Origin of the sequence: Agrobacterium vacciniicorymbosi, assembly GCF_040427045.1 — a bacterium.
Taxonomy (GTDB): Bacteria; Pseudomonadota; Alphaproteobacteria; order Rhizobiales; family Rhizobiaceae; genus Agrobacterium.
In genome coordinates this window covers 72,592-93,744 of record NZ_JBETMF010000004.1, presented here as the reverse complement: position 1 = coordinate 93,744, position 21,153 = coordinate 72,592, and the positions used below count along the sequence as shown (strand labels likewise).

Annotated in this window: 19 protein-coding genes and 1 tRNA gene; 13 read left to right on the top strand and 7 right to left on the bottom strand. The window is 57.5% G+C overall.

Annotated features, from left to right (window positions below):
• Positions 1 to 46: 46 nt before the first annotated feature.
• Positions 47 to 1,084 (bottom strand): 4-hydroxyproline epimerase, encoded by a 1,038-nt coding sequence (locus ABUK73_RS08100; protein WP_353576837.1) that lies wholly within the window; start codon positions 1,082 to 1,084, stop codon positions 47 to 49.
• A 71-nt stretch (positions 1,085 to 1,155) separates the two neighbouring features.
• Positions 1,156 to 2,487, bottom strand: a complete 1,332-nt coding sequence (locus tag ABUK73_RS08095) for an alpha/beta hydrolase (protein ID WP_353576836.1) — start codon at positions 2,485 to 2,487, stop codon at positions 1,156 to 1,158.
• A 301-nt stretch (positions 2,488 to 2,788) separates the two neighbouring features.
• Here ABUK73_RS08095 and ABUK73_RS08090 point away from each other — a divergent pair, with 301 nt between their 5' ends.
• The 4 genes from ABUK73_RS08090 (at position 2,789) to ABUK73_RS08075 (ending at position 6,340) form a co-directional block, all read left to right on the top strand.
• On the top strand, positions 2,789 to 3,493 hold the full coding sequence (locus tag ABUK73_RS08090; RefSeq protein ID WP_353576835.1) for a hypothetical protein: 705 nt from the start codon (positions 2,789 to 2,791) through the stop codon (positions 3,491 to 3,493).
• Between the two features lie 210 nt (positions 3,494 to 3,703).
• Complete coding sequence (locus ABUK73_RS08085; RefSeq protein ID WP_353576834.1) at positions 3,704 to 4,348, top strand: HAD family hydrolase; 645 nt, start codon at positions 3,704 to 3,706, stop codon at positions 4,346 to 4,348.
• On the top strand, positions 4,348 to 5,268 hold the full coding sequence (locus ABUK73_RS08080; protein WP_353576833.1) for a phosphotransferase: 921 nt from the start codon (positions 4,348 to 4,350) through the stop codon (positions 5,266 to 5,268). The genes ABUK73_RS08085 and ABUK73_RS08080 overlap by 1 nt, the downstream gene beginning before the upstream one ends.
• Positions 5,269 to 5,374: 106 nt before the next feature.
• A complete protein-coding gene (locus ABUK73_RS08075) occupies positions 5,375 to 6,340 on the top strand; it encodes a glycosyltransferase family protein (RefSeq protein WP_353576832.1) in 966 nt (321 codons plus the stop codon).
• 386 nt (positions 6,341 to 6,726) lie between these two features.
• Here ABUK73_RS08075 and ABUK73_RS08070 read toward each other — a convergent pair.
• The 3 genes from ABUK73_RS08070 to ABUK73_RS08060 form a co-directional block, all read right to left on the bottom strand.
• Positions 6,727 to 6,803, bottom strand: a tRNA-Arg gene (locus tag ABUK73_RS08070).
• A 223-nt stretch (positions 6,804 to 7,026) separates the two neighbouring features.
• Positions 7,027 to 8,391 carry a HAMP domain-containing sensor histidine kinase gene (locus ABUK73_RS08065; protein ID WP_353577010.1) on the bottom strand — a complete coding sequence of 455 codons (1,365 nt, stop codon included), beginning with the start codon at positions 8,389 to 8,391 and terminating at the stop codon, positions 7,027 to 7,029.
• Between the two features lie 301 nt (positions 8,392 to 8,692).
• Entirely contained in the window at positions 8,693 to 10,714 is a 2,022-nt protein-coding gene (locus ABUK73_RS08060) for a methyl-accepting chemotaxis protein (protein WP_353576831.1), read from the bottom strand.
• Positions 10,715 to 11,085: 371 nt separating this feature from the next.
• Here ABUK73_RS08060 and rpmH point away from each other — a divergent pair, with 371 nt between their 5' ends.
• The 4 genes from rpmH to yihA are packed head-to-tail and all read left to right on the top strand — an operon-like array spanning position 11,086 to position 14,108.
• Positions 11,086 to 11,223 (top strand): 50S ribosomal protein L34, encoded by a 138-nt coding sequence (gene rpmH / locus ABUK73_RS08055; RefSeq protein WP_111839965.1) that lies wholly within the window; start codon positions 11,086 to 11,088, stop codon positions 11,221 to 11,223.
• Positions 11,224 to 11,254: 31 nt separating this feature from the next.
• Positions 11,255 to 11,638 (top strand): ribonuclease P protein component, encoded by a 384-nt coding sequence (rnpA, locus tag ABUK73_RS08050; RefSeq protein ID WP_353576830.1) that lies wholly within the window; start codon positions 11,255 to 11,257, stop codon positions 11,636 to 11,638.
• Positions 11,638 to 13,443 (top strand): membrane protein insertase YidC, encoded by a 1,806-nt coding sequence (gene yidC / locus ABUK73_RS08045; RefSeq protein ID WP_353576829.1) that lies wholly within the window; start codon positions 11,638 to 11,640, stop codon positions 13,441 to 13,443. The genes rnpA and yidC overlap by 1 nt, the downstream gene beginning before the upstream one ends.
• On the top strand, positions 13,440 to 14,108 hold the full coding sequence (yihA, locus tag ABUK73_RS08040; protein WP_113088004.1) for a ribosome biogenesis GTP-binding protein YihA/YsxC: 669 nt from the start codon (positions 13,440 to 13,442) through the stop codon (positions 14,106 to 14,108). Before yidC ends, yihA begins: the two co-directional genes overlap by 4 nt.
• Before the next feature lie 72 nt (positions 14,109 to 14,180).
• Here the strand turns inward: yihA and ABUK73_RS08035 are convergent, their stop codons facing one another.
• Positions 14,181 to 14,558: a hypothetical protein gene (locus ABUK73_RS08035; RefSeq protein WP_353576828.1), complete on the bottom strand. Its 378-nt coding sequence runs from the start codon at positions 14,556 to 14,558 to the stop codon at positions 14,181 to 14,183.
• 242 nt (positions 14,559 to 14,800) lie between these two features.
• Here ABUK73_RS08035 and argB point away from each other — a divergent pair, with 242 nt between their 5' ends.
• Entirely contained in the window at positions 14,801 to 15,685 is an 885-nt protein-coding gene (gene argB / locus ABUK73_RS08030) for an acetylglutamate kinase (protein ID WP_062451011.1), read from the top strand.
• Positions 15,686 to 15,742: 57 nt separating this feature from the next.
• On the opposite strand, the gene ABUK73_RS08025 is transcribed toward argB, so the two are convergent.
• The gene (locus ABUK73_RS08025; RefSeq protein ID WP_353576827.1) at positions 15,743 to 16,645 is read right to left on the bottom strand and encodes a DMT family transporter; all 903 of its coding nucleotides are present in this window, start codon (positions 16,643 to 16,645) and stop codon (positions 15,743 to 15,745) included.
• A gap of 104 nt (positions 16,646 to 16,749) precedes the next feature.
• Here ABUK73_RS08025 and ABUK73_RS08020 point away from each other — a divergent pair, with 104 nt between their 5' ends.
• From ABUK73_RS08020 to cysK, 4 genes are all read left to right on the top strand, one after another.
• Positions 16,750 to 17,469: a pyrimidine 5'-nucleotidase gene (locus ABUK73_RS08020; protein ID WP_353576826.1), complete on the top strand. Its 720-nt coding sequence runs from the start codon at positions 16,750 to 16,752 to the stop codon at positions 17,467 to 17,469.
• A 105-nt stretch (positions 17,470 to 17,574) separates the two neighbouring features.
• Positions 17,575 to 18,183, top strand: a complete 609-nt coding sequence (locus tag ABUK73_RS08015; protein WP_353576825.1) for an EF-hand domain-containing protein — start codon at positions 17,575 to 17,577, stop codon at positions 18,181 to 18,183.
• A 127-nt stretch (positions 18,184 to 18,310) separates the two neighbouring features.
• Positions 18,311 to 18,928: a LysE family translocator gene (locus tag ABUK73_RS08010; protein WP_353576824.1), complete on the top strand. Its 618-nt coding sequence runs from the start codon at positions 18,311 to 18,313 to the stop codon at positions 18,926 to 18,928.
• A 142-nt stretch (positions 18,929 to 19,070) separates the two neighbouring features.
• Positions 19,071 to 20,039 (top strand): cysteine synthase A, encoded by a 969-nt coding sequence (gene cysK / locus ABUK73_RS08005; RefSeq protein ID WP_353576823.1) that lies wholly within the window; start codon positions 19,071 to 19,073, stop codon positions 20,037 to 20,039.
• Positions 20,040 to 21,153 lie beyond the last annotated feature (1,114 nt).

Here is a 21,153-nt window from a genome sequence, read left to right as displayed (position 1 = left end):
TGGGAGGACAGCGCCTCAAACCATTTTTTCGGCGCAAAAATAGATGTTAAATCGCGCCCGCCTGTGGACCCCAGACATCGGTCATCGCAAAACCTTCTGCCAAGGGATCGTTCGGGTCGAGCCAGACCTGGTGCAGGCCAAAGGTAAAACCGCGCCCGGTGATGGTGGGAATGACTGCGGCTTTGCCTGCAACTTCCGTGACCGCGGATAAGCCGACCTCGAACTGCGTGCCGATGATGGAGCGGGATGTATAGACATCACCCACTTGCACCTTGCCGCGTGCATGCAGCGTGGCCAGATTGGCGGAATTGCCCGTGCCGCAGGGGGAGCGATCCGCACGGCCCGGCCACATGGTGGTGCAGGTGCGGATCGTGCCATCGGCCTCCGTATCGCGGAACATCACATAGGCCACGCCCGAGATGGCGGGGATCTCGGGATGCACGACGGGTATCTCGCGGTTGACGATATCTTTCAGCACCATGCCCGCCGCCACCAGCTTTGCCGCATTGGCCTTGTCGATGGCAAGCCCGATTTGGCTGACGTCGACAAGCGCATAAAAAATGCCGCCATAGGCGATGTCCATGCGAATGCGGCCCCAGTCCGGCGTGTCGATTCCGACATCCAGCTCATGCACGAAGGACGGCACCATGGTCAGCTTCACCTTCTCGCAGCGGCCATCGCGGCACGTGGCGGTGGCCTTCACCAGGCCAGCAGCCGTTTCCAGCATCACGATGGTTTCCGGCTCCTTCATTTCCACTATGCCGCTTTCCAGCAGCGCCGTCGTGGCGCAGATGGAGTTGGAGCCAGAGCTTGCATGCGCCTGATCCGGCTGGAGAATGACGAAAGCGGCATCCGCATCCGGGTGCTTTGGTGGCAGCAACAGGTTGACGGAGCCGATCGGCGCGCCGCGCGGCTCCAGCGTTAGGAAGCGGCGAAGCTCTTCGCCCTTGGGATCGGTGTTGAGCCAATGCAGCTGCTCGGCCACCGTATCACCCGGAATTTTCGGCACGCCACCGGTGGCCACACGCCCGATTTCACCTTCGCAATGAACATCGAGAAGCTGAATTGTGCGTCTGAAGCGCATGGGGACCACTCCGAAAATGGGTTATCGTTGGCCGGTCATATCCGATAAAATACTGTTTGTATATTACAGCATCAGCGATCCCTGCATTCGGAATTTCCACGATTGACGGACAGGCTGCAATCGCTCGACCGCTGTGTGCTTCCGTTCAGCGCCTGCGGATCGACAACGCTGGTTGCCGTGTCTCCCACCGAACCGACCGTGTTCCCAACAGAGCGGCCAAGGCGCTCGACCTGTCGCCCGTAATTTTCCCGCGTGCGTGGATCGAACACCGCGATTGGCGCGCTGACAACGACGCTCGCTGCCGTGCCGACCGTCTGCGCGGCACCAATGCCCACGGCACCGATGGCTTCACCGAGACCCACATCGGAATCCGTCACCGTCTGCCCGGCAATCAGCCGGTCGCCGATGAGGCGCACGACTTCCGGGCTTTCGGCGAACTTGCCGTGGTTGAGATTATCGCCGGATTTCAGCTTGGTCAGGTCAAGCACGGTAATGCCAGCCTTCTCCAACTGGCTGCGATAGGGTTCCGCTGACGGATCGATCTGGCCTAGGCGGTCGACATTGCCCGAAATGCGTCGCGAGAGGCTCAGCGCCCTGTCATCCTGAGAGACGAACAGCGTGAATTTTGGTTTCTCTTTGCCCAGGCTTGCATATTGGCGCGCAAACACATCCACATCGAGATCGGGTGCAGCCAGAATGACATTGTTGATCTTGGGGTAGACGCGACCGTGGCGTATTGCCATCTGGCGCAGCGCTTCCACCGCAAGCCAGGTACCCATGGAATGCGCCATGATGGTGATGTCATTGACCGAGCCATCCTTGGCCAGCCGCGTCAGCATTTCTTCCAGCGCATCGCGGGAATAATTGGTGCTTTCCTTGTCGTAATTATAATCGAACACGCTGGCACGCGACGGCCAGGTAAAGACGACTGGCATCACATCGGAGCCGGAATCATGGACGATCTGCGCAAAGCGATAGACCGATTCCTCATAACGATTGTTGAAGCCATGCACGAAGACCAGCACGCGCTTGTTCTTCAAACTATGGGTCTTGATCCAGCTACGGCTTTGCGCCTCATCGGCAATCGGCTCCACGGATACGGTGGTGAAATTCTTCAGCGGATCGGCTGGCAGCTTCTTCGGCCACTGCACCTGACCCACGGTGCGGTTCGCTGCCGGTGGAATGGACACGGTGATGGCATCCACCTTCAACCCGGTCCCGCGCTCCCCGCCGAACAGAATTGCCTTGTCATCGGACGGCGCGCGCGTGGTTGCGACCAGAAGATTGACCGGCGAAGTGCCCTGTACCATCTGCCCGGTCGGCGTCATGACACCAACAGGCCGCCCACCACAGGCTGCGAGAAAGGCAAGCAATGTTATGAACGCGACAAGCCTTGCGGCCATTCCGATACTCCCTGCAAAGGCTCTTGGCGACAAATGCCGAATGAAGAGCCCCGGCCATCAACCGATCTGTTTATTGCAGAAGGGGTTATGTGAAGCCAGCCACGAAGCGATCTCCGCCGGCTTCTTTTCCCGCTTGTGTGTCGCAAGCGCCTCAACCAGGGAAGGCGCAGAACGCCGGGTATATCAGTGGCAAGCTTGGCGACGGCTACGCAAATTATACATTGCTGATCTAGAGCACCTCACCACTGAAAATATCAAAACTTTATGCAGAGACCGCTGTAAAGCTTCGGAGAGAAATTGAATGAGACTATCTGTACTTTTGAGGGGCAGTAATTTTCTTGAAGCAGATCGCTTCGGGCTATCCATGGACGGCCGGAACAACATCGATTCCCTCATCGAGAAACTGATCAACCCCGTTCGTGAAAAAGACCCCGAAGCACAAATCTTTCTGGCGACCTATGACAGTCCGGCCCTTGAGGAAATTCAGGCAAAGATCGGCAATTGCGAAACGGTCTTGATCGAACAGGAAGGTAGCACCCAGCTGGAAACCTACAAGGCTGGGATCAGGAAAGTTTTCGAAACCGGAAATTTCGACAGCCTCATCGCGTCGCGCTTCGACCTCGAATTCAAGAAGCCTTTCGACAGCTGGAATGTTCAGCTTGATGAGAACGCGATCTATTTTCCCTTCCGCGAATATCGCAACCATTGGCGCGATCATTTCCGTGTCGGTGATGCCGTGCACATCGTCGGCAAAAATGCCCTCCCCCTGCTTCATGATGCAATCATCATAAGTCAGTTGGCCCGCAGAAAGCACATGCATCTTCTCTATTATTACCTGCGGACGATGCACCGCGACCTCAGGTTCATGGAAGACGGCTATTGGGATTCCAACACGATCTTTGCCAATCCCGAATGTAACAACCCACTCTACCAAATCCACAATCGACCGCATCTTGCCCAGCACGGCGTTGGTGGTTCTGAATTTCTGAGTGAGATTCTTGCCTGAAAAAGAACAGGGCACAAAAATTGGTGCCCTGACACTGTTTAAACCAGTCATGAAGCGTCAGCCGCATAAAGCTTCGGAACATCGCGCACGTTCTTAAACTGTGAAACAGAAATTCAATTCTGTCCGGCCTTCAAGGTGCAACTCTACAAGCCCCATGCAAGGTTGAATATTTATCGCTGGCCTAGAAAATACTCAGGAGGCAACCTAGAAATGTCGAGTGACCATCTTCAGCCGGGCGGCATTTCGACGCCGAGGGCCATGCTCTTTGACCTCGACGGCACACTCGTTGATACCATGCCTCTCCATTTTCAGGCATACAGAGATGTCCTCGGCGAGCTTGGCATCACCCTCTCTTTCAAAACCTTTATGGCTGCGTCCGGTGGCGCTGCGAGGGAGACGATCCCTCGTCTGATCGACGGGAACGTCTGCGCCCTCTCGGTCGAGGAAATCCATCGTCGGAAGGTGGCGAGGGCAGACCAGCTGTTTTCGGAAAGCCCTCCGTCCAAACTTCCCTGCGCTATGCTTCTTCCGGCATTCGCAAGAACGTTTCCAATCGGGCTTGTCTCCTCAGGCTCACGCAGAAGCGTCGAGACAACCCTTGCCTCAATGGGCTGGAGTTCTGTCTTTCAAGTAATCGTCACCGGTGACGACGTACAAAAGGGCAAGCCCAATCCGGAGGGATACCTGAAGGGCGCGCACGGTCTTGGTGCAGCTCCCGAGGAATGCCTCGTGTTCGAGGACATGGATGATGGCGTGGCCGCCGCGCGGGCCGCCGGAATGCAGGTTTTCGACGTCCGGAAAACACTGCCCGAATGGCGCGCGGAGCTCGATTACAGCGTAACACGGGTGGCCTGATGCTCTTGACGAATTCAAGCAATGCGCTGCGGCAAGACCTCCAGCTCCCGCGGACTGAAATCGAGCTGTCCGGTTTTTCGGGTGCCAAGGTTCTTCTTATTCGCGAAAGAAACACACCTGCCTTCATCCGCAAGATATCCGGCTCCCCCGGTGGAAATGCAAGGCTTCAGGCACAGGCCATCAAGCAAAGGCTCACGGCCAGCCAACTAATCGGCTGTGCGACAACACCAAAAATACTCGAAGAGGGCCATCTGGATGGCCTCTACTATTTCGATATGCAGTACATCAAGGGACTTGATGGCATTACCTATCTGCGAACGGCCAGCTTTCCCGCCATCGCACGCTTCCTCGATAAGCTGTTGATGGCCATTGAGCGCTTTGCGGACCTTCAGGACCCACAGCAGCTTTTTTCGCCACGGCAAAATTCACTCGGGAAATGCCACGACATCCTCTCAGCCATTCCGACGGATGATCTTCGTGCAAGAAACGCGATGCTCGCCCTGATTGGCATTCTCGAAAATGCAACGATGCCGGATCAGTTGGCAGTAACCGCCTGCCACGGCGACCTGACGCTCGAGAATATCGTGGTGACCGAGGCAGGCGACGTCGTATTCATCGATTTTCTCGACACGTTTCTCAGCCATTGGATCGCTGATGTTGGCAAGCTCGAACAGGATCTGAGGGCCGGATGGTACATGCGAAAGGCAGACCCTCTGCCTCTCGGCGTCATATCGTACTTCCGGCAGGCACTTGCGACGCTTTCAAACAGGCTCTTAAAGGATGCGCCCGAACTGCTCCCGATCGTGCTCTGCGTCCATCTCGCCCGGATACTGCCATACACCAGGACGATCGAGGACCGCAGCTTCGTTCTAGACCGTCTAGAGCAGCTGATCGCCAAACAGATTTCAAACGAATATTAAAGAAGGTTCCAGCTGGATGAAAGTCATCGTTCCCTGCGGTGGAAGGTCCTCACGCTATCCAGGCATGCCCCCGAAATGGTCTCTGCCATCAAGCGGTGGGCGCCCTATGATCGCCGAGGCAGTTAGCAAGCTCGATTTCAACCATGACGATCTGATCGTTACGATCCTGAAGGAACACGACGAGAAGTACGACGCGCGCGCGGGTCTCCGTGCGACGTTCGGCAAGGGTGTGGAAATCGTCGTCCTTGACGAACCGACGGCAAGCCAGCCGGAGACGGTGACACGCACCTTGCTGGCGACGGGACTTTCGGAGCCATTCCTCGTCAAGGACAGCGACAACAGCTTTGCCCTGTCGGACATCGATCGCCCGTACAACTATGTCGCCTGCGAATCCTTGAACAGCTTTGACGCCATCAATCCCCGTAACAAGAGCTACATCAAGACGGACGACTCTGGGGTTATCTCGGCGATCCGCGAAAAAGAAGTGATATCTGATCTCTTTTCAGTCGGCGGCTATTTCTTTCGCAGCCCGGCCCAGTATGTCGCTCTTTATGACAGACTGAAGGAAGAACGCGCCACCTGGCAGCGCGAGCTCTACACGTCCGACATTATCGCTGGCATGATTCTCGATGGCGAGCCCTTCTCCTCCTGCCGCGTCACAGATTACGAGGACTGGGGAACATTGAAGGAATGGCGCCGAAATCTGCAGCAGAAGGGTAGCTATTTTATCCTGCTGGACGGCTTTATCCTTGAAAGGGGCAACGCGCATTTTTCGCCCCGGTTCGCCGATGTGGCAGCCAACGAAGAAGCCGTGTCAGTGACCAAGGAGCTTATTTCTGAAGGACATCGGGTCGTGTTCATTTCAATTCGACCAGAAAGCTCACGTCAGGAAACCGAGCAGCAACTCGCGGCATTAGGGCTGCCACTCTGCGACATTCTATTCGACATGCCGATCGGCCGCTATAGCGTGATCAGCGCGCCACATCCTACCGTCCCTTTCAACAGCGCATACAGCCTCGAAGTAACCCCAAGCGAACCCCGCCTGGCGATGAGGATGCGGTTCGAGGATTAAACGATAAGTCCTGTGATCTTGATATGAGAGCTCGATTTTCCTGAAATGGACAGGCTTGCTCTCCAACGTCAACAACCATCTGTATCGGATATTCAACTGTCCGGTACAGACTGACCCCGTTCCTGCGGGAGATGATCGACCACGTACGTGTCGAGATGCGTTTCGGACCGATGGTCTGATGCGAGACGAATCATCAGAAGATTTCGAAGAGGCAACGGTATAGTTGCAAGACCTTGGTGAAAACTCAAAAGGTTGCCGAGTTGCGTGTTTCGCCAATCGCGGCACCAAGAACACGTCAGGTTCCAAGAGTTAGCGACGCGTATGGAACGCTGGGAGCGCATTCATTCTGAAAAAGCTTGAAGCCCTTAATTTATAAGGGAAAAGAATGGCGCACCCGAAGAGATTCGAACTCCTGACCCCCAGATTCGTAGTCTGGTGCTCTATCCAGCTGAGCTACGGGTGCGTGCCGCAGAAACATGTTCCGTTGGCGTGGCGATCCTCTAAAACGTCCTCATGTTGAATGCAAGCGATTTTGCTGAGAAATTGTCATTTTCCTGCAATGAATTTTTCAAATCATTGAAATTGCTTGTCTTTTGATGCGCAGAAAATAGCGCTGTCAAAACGGGATAAAAATTTCGGCAAAAAATCGGAGCGTGTTTTGCGAAGCGCTGACGGGCGTGTAACGCTCAGCCGCCATTGGCCGTGCGGCGGTCGGCTTCGGTGCGGTCGGCGATTTCGATGCGGAACTGGGTGCCGTGGTCGGATTTTTCCACCAGCGCAATCGTGCCCTTGTGAGACAGCACCAATTCGCGGGCAATGACGAGGCCAAGTCCGGTGCCGCCGGAGCGGGCGGAGCCACGGAAGGCCGAGAACAGGTTCTCTCTGGCCTTTTGCGGCATGCCTGGGCCATTGTCGTCTATGACGATGCTGACCACGTCTGCATTGCGCTGTGCGGCAATCGTCAGGCGTTTGTCGGGATAGGTCTCGCCGCTGGCCTGCTGGAGCGCCTGAACGGCGTTGCGACAGAGATTGTAGAGAACGCGGAACAATTGTTCGCTGTCGGCATCGATACGCAAGCCCGGCGGTACGTTGTCCACGAACTCAATGCCGCTCGCGGGATCGATGGCGAGGATGTCTTTCACATCCTGCACCAGTTCATCGAGATCTATCAGCCGCCTCTTCGGCGCGCCTTCGGTTGCCTGCCCATAGGCCAGCACTTCGCTGGTATAACCCACAGCCCGGTCTATGGTGCGCAGAAGCTTCGGCGCGAAGCTGCGCACCATGGGGTCTTCCACATCCACCAGACGGTCCGACATCAGCTGGGCCGACGACAGGATGTTGCGCATGTCGTGGTTGATCTTGGAAACGGCAAGGCCGAGATCGGCAAGGTTCTTCTGTTGCCGCAGCGTCTTTTGCAGCTGCGTCTGCATATCGGCCAGATGGCGACCGGCCACTGCCAGTTCGTCGCTGCCGTCATCCGGCTTGAACACCCGCGCCGGGTCGTCTGGTTGCTCGGAAAAGCCCTGCATGCCGAGTGTGAGGCGGCGGATGGGCCGGATGAGAATGCGGTTGATGGAGACGAAAATCAGGCTGGCCGTGATGAGCGAAAGCGCCACCGAGATCATCAGCACGTTGCCCGCATAGGCAATCATTGCCGCCCGCAGCTTGTGCTCGCCAATCACGATCTCAATGATCATGTTGCTATCGCCAATCACATCGAAAACGCGGATGACGCGGTTGCCGCCGAAGAGAAGCACGGAGAAGGCATCGCGCACCGCCGCCAGCTGTGAGACGTCCGAGAGATCATATTGATCATCGACACTCGGCGGCACTTCGGTGGCGGCCAGCAGGGTGGAGGTGCCATCCTTCTTCAGTGCGATGAGTTTGGCGCCCGTGGCCAGCAGCGTGTCGTTCTGGACGCTTCGAGGGAGTTCGGTTTGCAGACCATCGATCACCACGCCTGCGGCGGCGGCCGTGTTGAGCCTGTCGCGCAGCCATGAGAGGCGCATATTGGCAACGGAGGGCACGAAGATCAGCACTTCGGCAATCATCACGAAGATCACCGTCAGCAACAGCAGGCGACCGGACAAGCCCTTCGTCAAGGCAGGTACCTCGCTCTGCGGGTCCGTATCCTGACGGCTGGTCCTGTTTATGACTGTCGAAAACACCAGGCCTGTTCCTGTTGATGCGTGGGCCTCTGGTTTCATATCGGCGCAAGGGCTGAATTCCAAGCCATAATAAGGTTTTTCATCCGATTTTCAAATGCATGGCGAATGACCGCAAAACGGACATGCCCAAACGAAAACGCCGCCATTGCTGGCGGCGTTTGATGATGCATGAAAATGCGGGGTCTCAGAACTCCTGCCAGTCGTCCTTTGCCTGGGCAACCGCTGCCGAACCATTGAAGGCGCGGGCGACATTGCCCATCATCTTGCGGGCTGGTGAAGCGACCGGGGCAGACCGCGACGAGGCGGGCGCCATTCTGGAGGCCGACGCGTAGGATGCGGAGCCCTGCTCGTTACCCAGCCGGAAGCGACCGACCAGCGCGACAAGGTTCTGCGCTTCACCGCTCAGCTTATGGGTCGCAGCGGAGGTCTCTTCCACCATGGCGGCGTTGCGCTGGGTCACCTGGTCCATCTGGTTGATGGCCGTGTTGACTTCCTGCAAGCCGGTGGACTGTTCCTTCGCGGCGGTCGCGATGGAGTGAATGTGGTCGTTGATGCCGAGAACGCGGGTTTCGATCTCATCCAGCGCCTCACCGGTGCGCTGCACCAGCTTCACGCCGTTGCCGACCTCTTCACCGGATTTCGTGATCAGCGCCTTGATGTCCTTTGCGGCATTGGCGGAACGCTGCGCCAGTTCACGCACCTCCTGCGCGACCACGGCAAAGCCCTTGCCTGCCTCACCGGCGCGCGCAGCCTCGACACCGGCATTCAGCGCCAGCAGATTGGTCTGGAAGGCGATTTCATCGATGACATTGATGATCTGGCTGATTTCACGCGATGCCTGCTCGATGCGGCCCATGGCGGATACGGCATCCCGCACGACCTTGGCGGAATGGGCCGTTTTTTCCTTGGTTTCGGAAACCATGGTGCTGGCTTCCTGCGCACGGTCCGTCGAATTGCGGACAACGGCGGTGATCTCGTCGAGTGCGGCGGAGGTTTCTTCCAGTGCCGCGGCCTGCTGTTCGGTGCGCTTGGAAAGATCGTCGGCGGCAGAGCGAAGCTCGTTGGCATTGCCATTGATGCTTTCGGTGCTGCCGCGAACCTCGGAAATGGTGCCCTTCAGCTTGACGAAGGTTTCGTTCACATTCGACTGAAGCTCGGCAAACACACCGTGGAAGTTGCCATTCATGGTTTGCGTCAGATCACCATGGGCCAGACTTTCGATCACGCGACCGGTTTCCGTGACACCGCTGTCCACACTGACCAGCAGCGAATTGATGTTGTTGGCGAAACGGTTGAGGTTGTCATCACCATAATCCTTGGTGATACGGCTGGTGAAATCACCAGCGGCAGCGGCACTGACGACCTGCGCCATGCCCGATTGCAAATCGTCGCTCTTGGCCCGCATGGCGGCTTCCTGCGCGTTCATGCGGCGCACTTCCAGACCGTTGCGCTTGAAGACTTCGACGGCCGCGGCCATCTCGCCGATTTCATCCTTGCGGTCGAGACAGGGCACATCGGTTTCGAGATTGCCTTCGGCAACCGCATTCATCGCATCGGATACTTTAAGAATAGGTCCGCTCAACTCCTTGGAACCGATGTAGAGACCCATGGCCGAACCGGCAAGGACGCCACCCACGGTGACGAATGCCACGACGAGGAAGATCATCTCGCCAAAGCTTTCTATGCGGAGCTTGACGGCAGTGAGCTCCTGAAGATCCGACTTCACAACCGCATCGATATCGGCCTGATAGGCCTTGCGGTTTTCGCGGTTGGCTTCGTTGTTGCCCTGCGTATTGGCATCCTGCGGGCTAACCTCGCGGCCCAGACGTGCTGTCTCGGTGCGGAAGGTGCGGAAATCTTCAAAGCGTTTTTCGAGATTGGCGAATTGAGCGGCCTGGCTGGCGGGAAGCTGTGGTTTCCACTCTTTCAGCAAGCTGTCCATATCGTTGAGGTTCTTGGTGATGCCGTCAGCAAATTTGGCGGCAGCATCCTTGTCCTTTGCAGCGTAGATGCCGCGGGCTTCCATGACGACGGCAGTAACGAGCCGGTTCAGTGTCTCACCACGACGCGCGCGATCGGCAATCGCATCAAGCGCAACTGTCTGCGTCTGGTACTCCCTGACCGCGTAGATCGACAAACCACCGATGGTGCATGCGACAAGGCCCAAAAGCCCCACCAGAAGATTGATCTTACCCCGTATCCTCACTGCGTAGTCCCCTCAAAAACGCCCCTCTCACACACATGTGAGATCGAAATCCAAATAACATTTGGTCATGATAACCTTTATCTATGCTCTCTTAATAAAGAATTTCGGATTTTAGCGATCTGGCACTTTGCTCTTTAAAAGAAGACCTTGGCGCAAGTTCAGGTGGCCAAGTGCAGACAAATTTCTACTTGCGCCGCCCAACCGCTGGCACAGGATTGTCCGGCAGCGATTGACTTTGCGGGGCCTAAGCCCTTATAAGCCCGCACGTCTGGGCATCTTACCGTTTGCGCGGTTGGCCTTGGCATCAACGAAACGCTCTTGTCCCATAAGGGACAAAGTCAAGAAGGGCCGCACCCCGCGGTATTAAATAAATGTCTAAGCGTACTTTCCAGCCATCCAAGCTTGTTCGCAAGCGTCGTCATGGTTTCCGCGCTCGCATGGCAACTGCCGGCGGTCGTAAGGTTCTGGCTGCTCGCCGCACACGCGGCCGCGCCCGTCTTTCGGCCTAATTGGCCTTAAGCCCGATGAAAGTCGTGGCACATGACGCATGAGAGACAAATACCCGGTCGGTTGAAAAACCGACCGGAGTTTCTTGCTGTTCAGGCAGGAGAAAAAAGGCGAGGCAGTACCTTTCTTCTGGAGGTTCTGGATCGCAAGGCCCCTGAAACCGCACCTCGCGTCGGTTTTACGGTGACCAAACGCCAAGGAAATTCGGTCGAACGCAATCGAATGCGCCGCCGCTTGAGGGAAGCCGTCAGGCTTTCAGCCGGGTTTGCAATGAAACCCGGACATGACTATGTGATTGTCGCCCGAAGGGACGCACTGAAAACCGAATTTGCCGTACTGGAACACTTGCTCATAGAGCGGATCGAGGGACGCGCGAAATCCGGACGCTCCCGGGAGACCCGCTCCAGGAAAGAATGATGGAAAAAAACCGCAACTACTTTATCGCGATAGGCCTTTCGGTTGTCATCGTGCTAGCCTGGCAGTTCCTGTATATGAACCCGCGCATCGAACAGCAGCGCCGCACTGACGAGGCTCGTCAGGCGCAGCAGGCGACGCAGCAAACCCAGCAGACGACGACCGATGCCGCGCCCGGCACGACACCGCCAGCAGGCACCCTGCCCGGCACGACCAGCCAGCAGGCAGCCACCGTTTCGCGTGATGAAGCGCTTGCCAAGTCGCAGCGCGTGCAGATCGAAACCAACGCCGTTGCAGGTTCCATCAACCTCAATGGTGCACGTCTGGATGACATCCGTCTGAAGGACTACCATGAGACGGTCGATGACTCGAGCCCGATCATCACGCTGTTTTCTCCGTCCGACACCAAGGATGGCTACTTTACCGAGCTTGGCTATATCGCCGGTGATGCTGTGGGCACCGTTCCCGGCCCCTCCACCGTCTGGACAGCCGCCGAAGGCTCCAAGCTGACCGAAACGACACCGGTAACGCTGTCTTTCACCAATGAGAAGGGCGTGGTCTTCACCCGCACACTCACGATCGACCAGCATTACATGATCTCGATCACCGACAAGATCGAGAACCCCGGTCAGGAACCGATTTCGTTCTCGACCTATGGCCGCATCACCCGCAACAACAAGCCTGCCACGCCTGCCGTTTTCGTCATTCACGAAGGCTTTCTGGGCGTTGCCGGTACCGATGGCAGCCTGACGGAAGAGTCCTACAAGAACATCGAGGAAAAGCCGTTCTCGACGCCAAAGGCGACCGGCGGCTGGCTCGGCATCACTGATAAATACTGGGCAGCAGCCATTGTGCCGCCGCAGACCATGCCTGTCGAAGCGCGCTATTCGCACTTCACAGACGGTCAGCCGCGTTACCAGGCCGATTACCGTGGCGATACCGTCACCGTTGCGCCGGGCCAGTCCATCGAGCTGAAAAACCTCGTCTTTGCAGGCGCCAAGGAAGTTCCGCTGGTCGACCGCTACGAGCATGAATACAGCATTCCGAAGTTCGATCTTCTGATCGACTGGGGCTGGTTCTACTTCATCACCAAGCCGATGTTCAAACTGATGGATTTCTTCTTCCGTTATTTTGGTAACTTCGGTGTGGCCATCCTGCTCACCACCATCGTCGTGAAGCTGCTGTTCTTCCCGCTTGCCAGCAAGCAATACGCCTCCATGGCCAACATGAAGCGTGTTCAGCCCAAGATGGAGGAGCTCAAAGCCAAGCATGGCGATGACCGCATGGCCATGCAGCAGGCAATGATGGCGCTCTATAAGGAAGAGAAGATCAATCCGGTTGCCGGTTGCTGGCCGATGCTATTGCAAATTCCGGTGTTCTTCGCGCTCTACAAGGTCATCTATGTCACCATCGAAATGCGCCACGCGCCGTTCTTTGGCTGGATTCACGACCTGTCCGCGCCGGATCCGACCTCGCTGTTCAACCTGTTCGGTCTTCTGCCCTTCATGCCGCCACACGCGCTGATGATCGGTGTCTGGCCCATCATCATGGGCATCACCATGTTCATGCAGATGCGTATGAACCCGACGCCTCCCGATCCGACACAGGCGCTGATTTTCACCTGGATGCCGCTGGTCTTCACCTTCATGCTGGCGTCGTTCCCCGCAGGTCTCGTCATCTACTGGGCATGGAACAACACGCTGTCGATCACCCAGCAGGCTCTCATCATGAAGCGCCACGGTGCCAAGATCGAGCTGTTCGACAACATAAAAGGATTGTTCAAGCGAAAGCCGGTGCAATCGAAATGACAAGCGATATCACAGGCGGGCAGCCGGCAACGGAAAAGCCGCTCTTCGGAAGGCCCTGGATTTTCATCCGCGGTGTGCCCGCCATGAAGTTCCTGCCGCCCGAAGGTCCGCCCGAGATTGCTTTTGCCGGACGTTCCAATGTCGGCAAGTCTTCTCTCATCAACGCGCTCGTCGGCCATCGCGGGCTGGCGCGCACCTCCAACACGCCGGGTCGCACGCAGGAACTGAACTACTTCGTTCCCGAAGGCTATTCCGGTGAAGCGGGCGACCTGCCACCGATGGCGCTTGTGGATATGCCGGGCTACGGCTATGCGCAGGCACCCAAGGACCATGTAGATGCCTGGACGAAGCTGGTATTCGATTATCTGCGTGGCCGCGCGACCCTGAAGCGCGTCTATGTGCTGATCGACTCCCGTCACGGCATCAAGAAAAATGACGAGGACGTGCTGTCACTCCTCGACAAGGCAGCCGTCTCCTATCAGATCATTCTGACGAAGACGGACAAGATCAAGGAAGCGGGCGTTCCGCGTCTTACCAACGAGACGCTGGAAAAAATCCGCAAGCGCCCGGCGGCCTACCCGGAAGTTCTGGCAACTTCGTCAGAAAAATCCGCAGGCCTCGATCTTGTAAGGGCCGAGATCTGCAAGACGGTCGGTATCAGCTGAATTGATGGGGGCACAATGTGCCCCCTTTTTCATTCCCGCGACAAACGCAGGAATGAAAAAGAGCGCTCCATGTCAAGCAACAGAAAACAGCAGAACAGCCGCCCAGAGCAGGGCCGCCGACGTGGTCAGTCGCCAGAAGCGCACCGAATTCCACAATGCCGTGATAATCGCGAAACGCCCATAAATACTGCGGTGAAGCTTGTCGTCCGACCTGCGCACGGCATGATCCATCGACGCATCGATATAGGATGAGAATGTGCGGTGATCGCTTCTCTGGGTGTCGGCGAGGTTTTCCTGCCAGCGACGCACCATCGCGGCGAACTGGCGATCCGTCTTCACCCGTTTGGCAAGTTCGGCGCTCGCATCAGCGGTCAGGGCTCCGAGCACATATTCGCCCGCAAGCACCTCGTCTTTCAAACCGCTACGCTTTTCCCGATCCGGCAAGGTCATCCGTCATCGAACTCCAGGCTTAGAGCGCCACCGCCATCTTAAGCGATCCGCCAGCCCACCCATGGCCGACATGCGCATACTCCCCCACGCACAAAGCTGGTCCGATTGCGCCCATATGTCAATCGGATTGGCGATAACGGTGCGATCACGTTTGAATTTTCTGCATCCGATGCCCTGTCCGTTGTTTCATCCGTCAAAAACTTGGGTTAAAAGCGCGGCAATCAACGACGAGGTTTATTTCCATGGCGAGTTCCGAAAGCGAAATGCAGGCCCGGCTTCTGGCACAGGCCCTGCCCTTCATGCAGAAATATGAGAATAAAACCATCGTCGTGAAATATGGCGGCCATGCCATGGGCGATAGCGGCCTGGGCAAGGCCTTTGCCGAAGACATCGCCCTTCTCAAGCAATCCGGCATCAACCCCATCGTCGTCCATGGCGGCGGGCCGCAGATCGGCGCGATGCTGAGCAAGATGGGCATCGAATCGAAATTCGAAGGCGGCCTGCGCGTGACCGATGCCAAGACGGTCGAGATCGTAGAAATGGTTCTGGCCGGCTCGATCAACAAGGAAATCGTCGCCCTCATCAACCAGACCGGCGAATGGGCCATTGGCCTGTGCGGCAAGGATGGCAACATGGTCTTTGCCGAAAAGGCCAAGAAGACCGTCATCGATCCCGACAGCAATATCGAGCGCGTTCTCGACCTCGGCTTCGTCGGTGAAGTGGTGGAAGTGGACCGCACGCTGCTGGACCTGCTTGCCAAATCCGAGATGATCCCGGTCATCGCACCCGTTGCTCCGGGCCGTGATGGCGCGACCTACAACATCAATGCCGACACGTTTGCTGGTGCCATTGCCGGTGCGCTGCATGCCAGCCGGCTGCTGTTCCTGACCGATGTCGAAGGCGTTCTCGACAAGAACAAGGAACTGATCAAGGAACTGACGGTCTCGCAGGCGCGGGCGCTGATCAAGGACGGCACGATTTCTGGCGGTATGATCCCCAAGGTCGAAACCTGCATCGAGGCCATCAAGGCAGGCGTTCAGGGCGTCGTCATTCTCAACGGCAAGACTGCACACTCGGTGCTGTTGGAGATTTTCACCGAAGGCGCAGGCACGCTCATCGTTCCCTGATATTCGTTTTGCGCGCGTCCGGACGGAAAACCGCTCACACTTTTCCTGGACGCGCTTTTACCAGAACAGCAATCCCAGGATGCCGCTGACGATCAGCAGGCATCCTGTCAGTTCCATGGCGTTGACCCGTTCCCGGAACAGGAACCACGACGCCATGAAAGTGAAGACCAGCTCGATCTGGCCGAGCGCCCGGACATAGGCCACCTGTTGCAGCGTCATGGCCGTGAACCAGCCCGCCGAGCCCAGCACGCCCGCAATGCCGACCAGAGCCGATGAGCGCCAGGTGACGAGGACCTGCACGATCTCGCGCTTATCTTTCCAGAACATCCAAACCAGCATGAAAACCGTCTGGAACGTCGTGACGCAGGCGAGCGTCACCGCCGCCGACATGATCGGCCCCGCGCCTTGCAGGGACAGCGATGCGCTTCGGTAAGCCACTGCCGATATGCCGAAGACCCCACCGGATGCGATGCCGATCAAAGCCGTGCGGCTTGTCATCGCCGTAACAGTATTTTTCCAAGACAGCGGCATGCGCGCCATCGAGATCGTCATCACGCCGATAACACCGACGATGATGGCCATGATAGCACCCGATGTGAGCTTTTCGCCTAAGATGACGAAGCCGAACAGGGCGGCCTGCACAGGTTCCGTCTTCGAATAGGCGGTGCCGACGGCGAAGTTGCGCAGCGAAAACAGGTGCACCAGCAGCATGGTGGCGTAAATTTGCGCCAGACCGCCGACGACCGCCCAGATGAAAAAGGCCGTGCTGAAGGTCGGGAAAATCTGCTTTGCCACAAAATGCAGGAACAGCACGTAGATGAGGGCAATGGGGAAACCATAACCGAACCGCACGAAGCTGGCACCACGCGTGCCAAGCGAGCCCTGCAAATGCTTTTGCAGGGCGGAGCGCAGGTTCTGCATGAAGGCAGCGGCGATGGTGATGGGTATCCAGAGTTCCATCTACATAAATTATCACGCCGCAGCTTTCCGCCCCAAGGCGGCAAAGTGCTCCAGGCGTCGCCTTTTCGATTTTATTTGTGCCGGTGACAGGGCATAAGAGGGCCATGAGCACGAAACCGAAAAATGAACCCAACGCTGCCGAGTTTTCCCATGTGACCGAATGGGTGTTCGATCTCGACAACACGCTTTATCCGCACGAGGTAAACCTGTTTTCGCAGATCGATAAAAACATGACGGCCTATGTCGCCGAACTGCTAAAGCTGGAGCCGGATGAGGCGCGGGCTTTGCAGAAGCGTTATTACCATGAGCATGGCACCACACTTCAGGGCCTGATGATCCATTACGGCATCGACCCCAATGCCTTTCTGGAGCGGGCGCATGCCATCGATTATTCCGCCCTGCTGCCCAACCCGGAACTGGGTGAGGCGATCAAGGCGCTGCCGGGCCGAAAGTTCATTCTGACCAATGGCAGCGTGCCGCATGCGCAGGCCGCCGCTGGCGCGCTGGGCATTCTCGACCATTTCGAGGACATCTTCGATATCGTCGCCGCCGATTATCTGCCCAAGCCCGCCAGCGCGACCTACGAGAAATTCGCGGCGCTGGCCAAGCTCGATACGACGAAGGCCGCGATGTTCGAAGACCTGCCGCGCAATCTCACCGCACCGAAGGCTCTGGGCATGAAGACGGTGCTTCTGGTGCCGCGCAATCTCGAAGGCGTCGTCATGGAGCGCTGGGAGATTCCAGACGTCACCGATGAGCATATCGACTTCATCACCGATGATCTGACCGGCTTCCTCAAGGGCCTGACCGCACCGGCAGGCTGAGGCATGTTACCGATTTGTCATGCACATTACTGATGTTTAAGTGGCGGCAGTGACATGTGCGGACTAGTTTTTCCCCAGGGACACCAAAGGAAAAGGTAACCAACCATGATTACGAGAAAATTGACTCTCACCGCACTTGGCGCAGCCCTTATGTTGAGCGCGGCTGCTCCAATCGCCATGGCGGCACCACGGGGTGGCCCAGACAGACACGGCCCGCCCATGCGTCCGGAACTGGCCTATGTCTATCTGCTGAAGACAGCCGATGCCAACAAGGACGGCAAGATCACCAAGGAAGAGTTCGCCGCCCGCCAGGACGCGCTTTTCACTGAAATCGACGCCAACAAGGATGGCTCGATTACACCAAAGGAAATGCGTGATTACCGCAAGGCCAAGATGGAAGCCTTCCGTGAAGCCAATCCACGCCCTGAGCGCGCCAATGCCGATGGCCCGGATGGCAAAAAAGGCGGCCCAGACCAGGCAGACCGCAAGGGCCACGAAGGCCGCAAGCATGAGGGTCGTCACGGTGGCATGGGCGGCAAAGGTGGCCATGGCGGTCGCATGAACGCGATGTTTGCCATGATCGACACAGACGGCAACGGCCAGATCAGCAAGGCCGAATTTACTGCAGCCGGCGAAAAAATGTTCGCCCGCCTCGACAAGAACAATGACGGCGTCATCAGCATCGACGACATGCCGGACCGTCCGTTCCTGTAATTCATATCAACACGATCAAACCAGCAAAGCCCGCCCCATGGCGGGCTTTGTCCATTCCGACGTTTCCGCTTTTCAAGCCTACTCTTCATGCTATATCGATGCGTACCGATTTCAGAAGGACATGATCGTGAGCATCGCCACTCTTCTTGCCTATGCCACCGCTCTTTTCATCGCCGCCGCCATCCCCGGCCCCGGCATGACGGCCATCGTGGCACGAGCGCTGGGCTCCGGCTTTCGCGAAACCTTCTTCATGGGTCTTGGGCTGGTGCTGGGCGATATGGTCTATCTGACCGCCGTCATTTTGGGCCTCGCCTTCGTGGCGCAGACCTTTCAGGAAGCCTTCATGATCCTGAAAATCGCCGGTGCTGCCTATCTGCTCTATATCGCCTGGAAGCTATGGACCGCAGGCCTGCTGCCGCAGGATTTGCAAGCGAAAAAGAGCACCAGCATGACCATGTCGTTTTTGTCGGGTCTTTTCATCACGCTGGGCAACCCCAAGACCATGCTGTTTTACGTAGCGCTGGTGCCAACGCTGATCGACATCCGCATCATCGGCAGCAGCGAATATATGATCCTTCTGGCAGTAACTTTTACCGTGCTGATGGCGGTGCTGCTGCCCTATATTATACTGGCGTCCAAGGCTCGCACCCTGCTGAAGCGGCCGAGCGCGCTGACCATCCTCAACCGTACCGCAGCCGGCATTCTGGCCGCGACCGCTGCGATGATCGCGACCCGCACGACCTGAGATCATTCTTCCAGCAATAGATCGTTGATGAGAACGATATGCCACGAAGTGCGCTACATACGCACTTTGGTTCTCTGGCGTCGCCAGATCATTCCTCCTATTCTGCGCGAAATTTTTTGCATTTGCACAATGGGAGCGTGTCATGTCTGAAGCCAGAAAACCCGGACGCGGGCGGATCTATTCCTCGATCACCGAGACGATCGGCGACACGCCGCTGGTGCGCCTCGACAAGCTGGCCGCGGAAAAGGGCGTCAAGGCGACGATCCTTGCCAAGCTCGAATTCTTCAACCCCATCGCCTCAGTCAAGGACCGCATCGGCGTTGCCATGATCGAGTCGCTTGAAGCGCAGGGCAAGATCACCCCCGGCAAGACGACGCTGGTGGAACCGACCTCAGGCAATACCGGCATTGCACTCGCCTTTGCCGCCGCCGCCAAGGGTTACAAGCTGATCCTCACTATGCCCGAGACCATGTCCATCGAGCGCCGCAAGATGCTGGCGCTACTGGGTGCCGAGCTAGTGCTGACCGAGGGCCCAAAGGGCATGAAGGGCGCAATTTCCAAAGCGCACGAACTGGCCGAGACGCTGCCCGATGCCGTCATTCCCCAGCAGTTCGAAAACCCGGCCAACCCTGAAATCCACCGCAAGACGACGGCCGAGGAAATCTGGAACGACACCAATGGCGACGTCGATATCTTCGTCTCCGGCATCGGCACTGGCGGCACGATTACCGGGGTTGGACAGGTGCTGAAGGCACGCAAACCAGACCTCAAGGTTGTCGCCGTCGAACCTGCCGACAGCCCGGTGCTCTCAGGCGGCAATCCCGGCCCGCACAAGATCCAAGGCATCGGCGCAGGCTTCGCGCCCGCTGTTCTCGACACCAAGATTTACGACGAAATCATCACCGTCACCAATGACGACGCCTTCGAAACCGCCCGCCTTGTCGCCCGCCTCGAAGGCGTCCCCGTCGGCATCTCCTCCGGCGCAGCCCTCGCCGCCGCCCTCAAGATCGGCTCGAGGGAAGAGAACGCAGGCAAAACCATCGTGGTGATCATTCCATCCTTTGCGGAACGGTATTTGTCGACGGCATTGTTTGAGGGGTTGGGGTTGTAGGTTAGCCTCGCAGTCGTTGCTGCGATATTAAATTGGCGCGGGAGCAAGTTCGCTCCCCCCCTGCTCTGCCGAGCAGAGGGGCTAAGCGGCGTAAGCTGACCTATCGATTGGATCGCGCTACCGCACCCGCCGCCCTCATGCTGAGGCGCTTTGGCCGAAGGACAAAGCCTCGAAGCATCCGCCGCGCATTCTGCCCCAAACCCGCAACCCCGTCCTTCGAGGCCCCTGCGGGGCACCTCTCCTTCGACAGGCTCAGGATGATGGATGAGGGTTGCTCTGTTGCACCGTGCATCTAGCCTCTTACCTGCCCTCTTGCGCCATTCTGATGCAAGGGCTTAAGTTTTGGCCTGCGATCTCTCCGATGTTTACAAATGGATTAGTGAGCGTGCCCTCTTGCCAATCTCCCCACCTGTGGGGGAGATGCCCGGCAGGGCAGAGGGGCGGCTGGCTCTAAGCTCTCAATCGGTGGGGCCCGCCACACCCTACGTCCTTATGCTGAGGTGCTTTGGCCGAAGGACAAAGCCTCGAAGCATGCGCCGCACACTCTGCCCCAAAGCCCGCAACCCTCGTCCTTCGAGGCCCCTGCGGGGCTCCTCTCCTTCGACAGGCTCAGGATGATGGATGAAGGCCGCTCCGTTGCGCGGCGCAGCTAGCCTATTACCTGCTCTCTTGAGCTATTCTGATGCATGGGCTTAAGTTTGCCGGTCTGCGTTCTCTCCGATGCCTACAACTGGATTGGTGCGTGTGCCTCTTGCCAATCTCCCCACCTGTGGGGAGCTGCCTGGTAGGACAGAGGGAGCGATCTTGCTCTGTGCTCTTAATGGTTAGGCTCGCCACACCCACCGTCCTCATGCTGAGGCGCTTTGGCCGAAGGGCAAAGCCTCGAAGCATCCGCCTCGCATTCTGCCCCAAACCCGCAACCCCGTCCTTCGAGGCTCCGGCTGCGCCTTCGCACCTCAGGGGTGAGGGTTACTGAGTTGCGCCCCATCTCCAGCCTCTTACTCCACCCTCTCAATGGGTAGGGCAACCACACCCACCGCCCTCATGCGTCATCCTGAGCTTGTCGAAGTAGAGGTGGCGCGAAGCGACCCTCGAAGCATCCGCCGCGCACTCT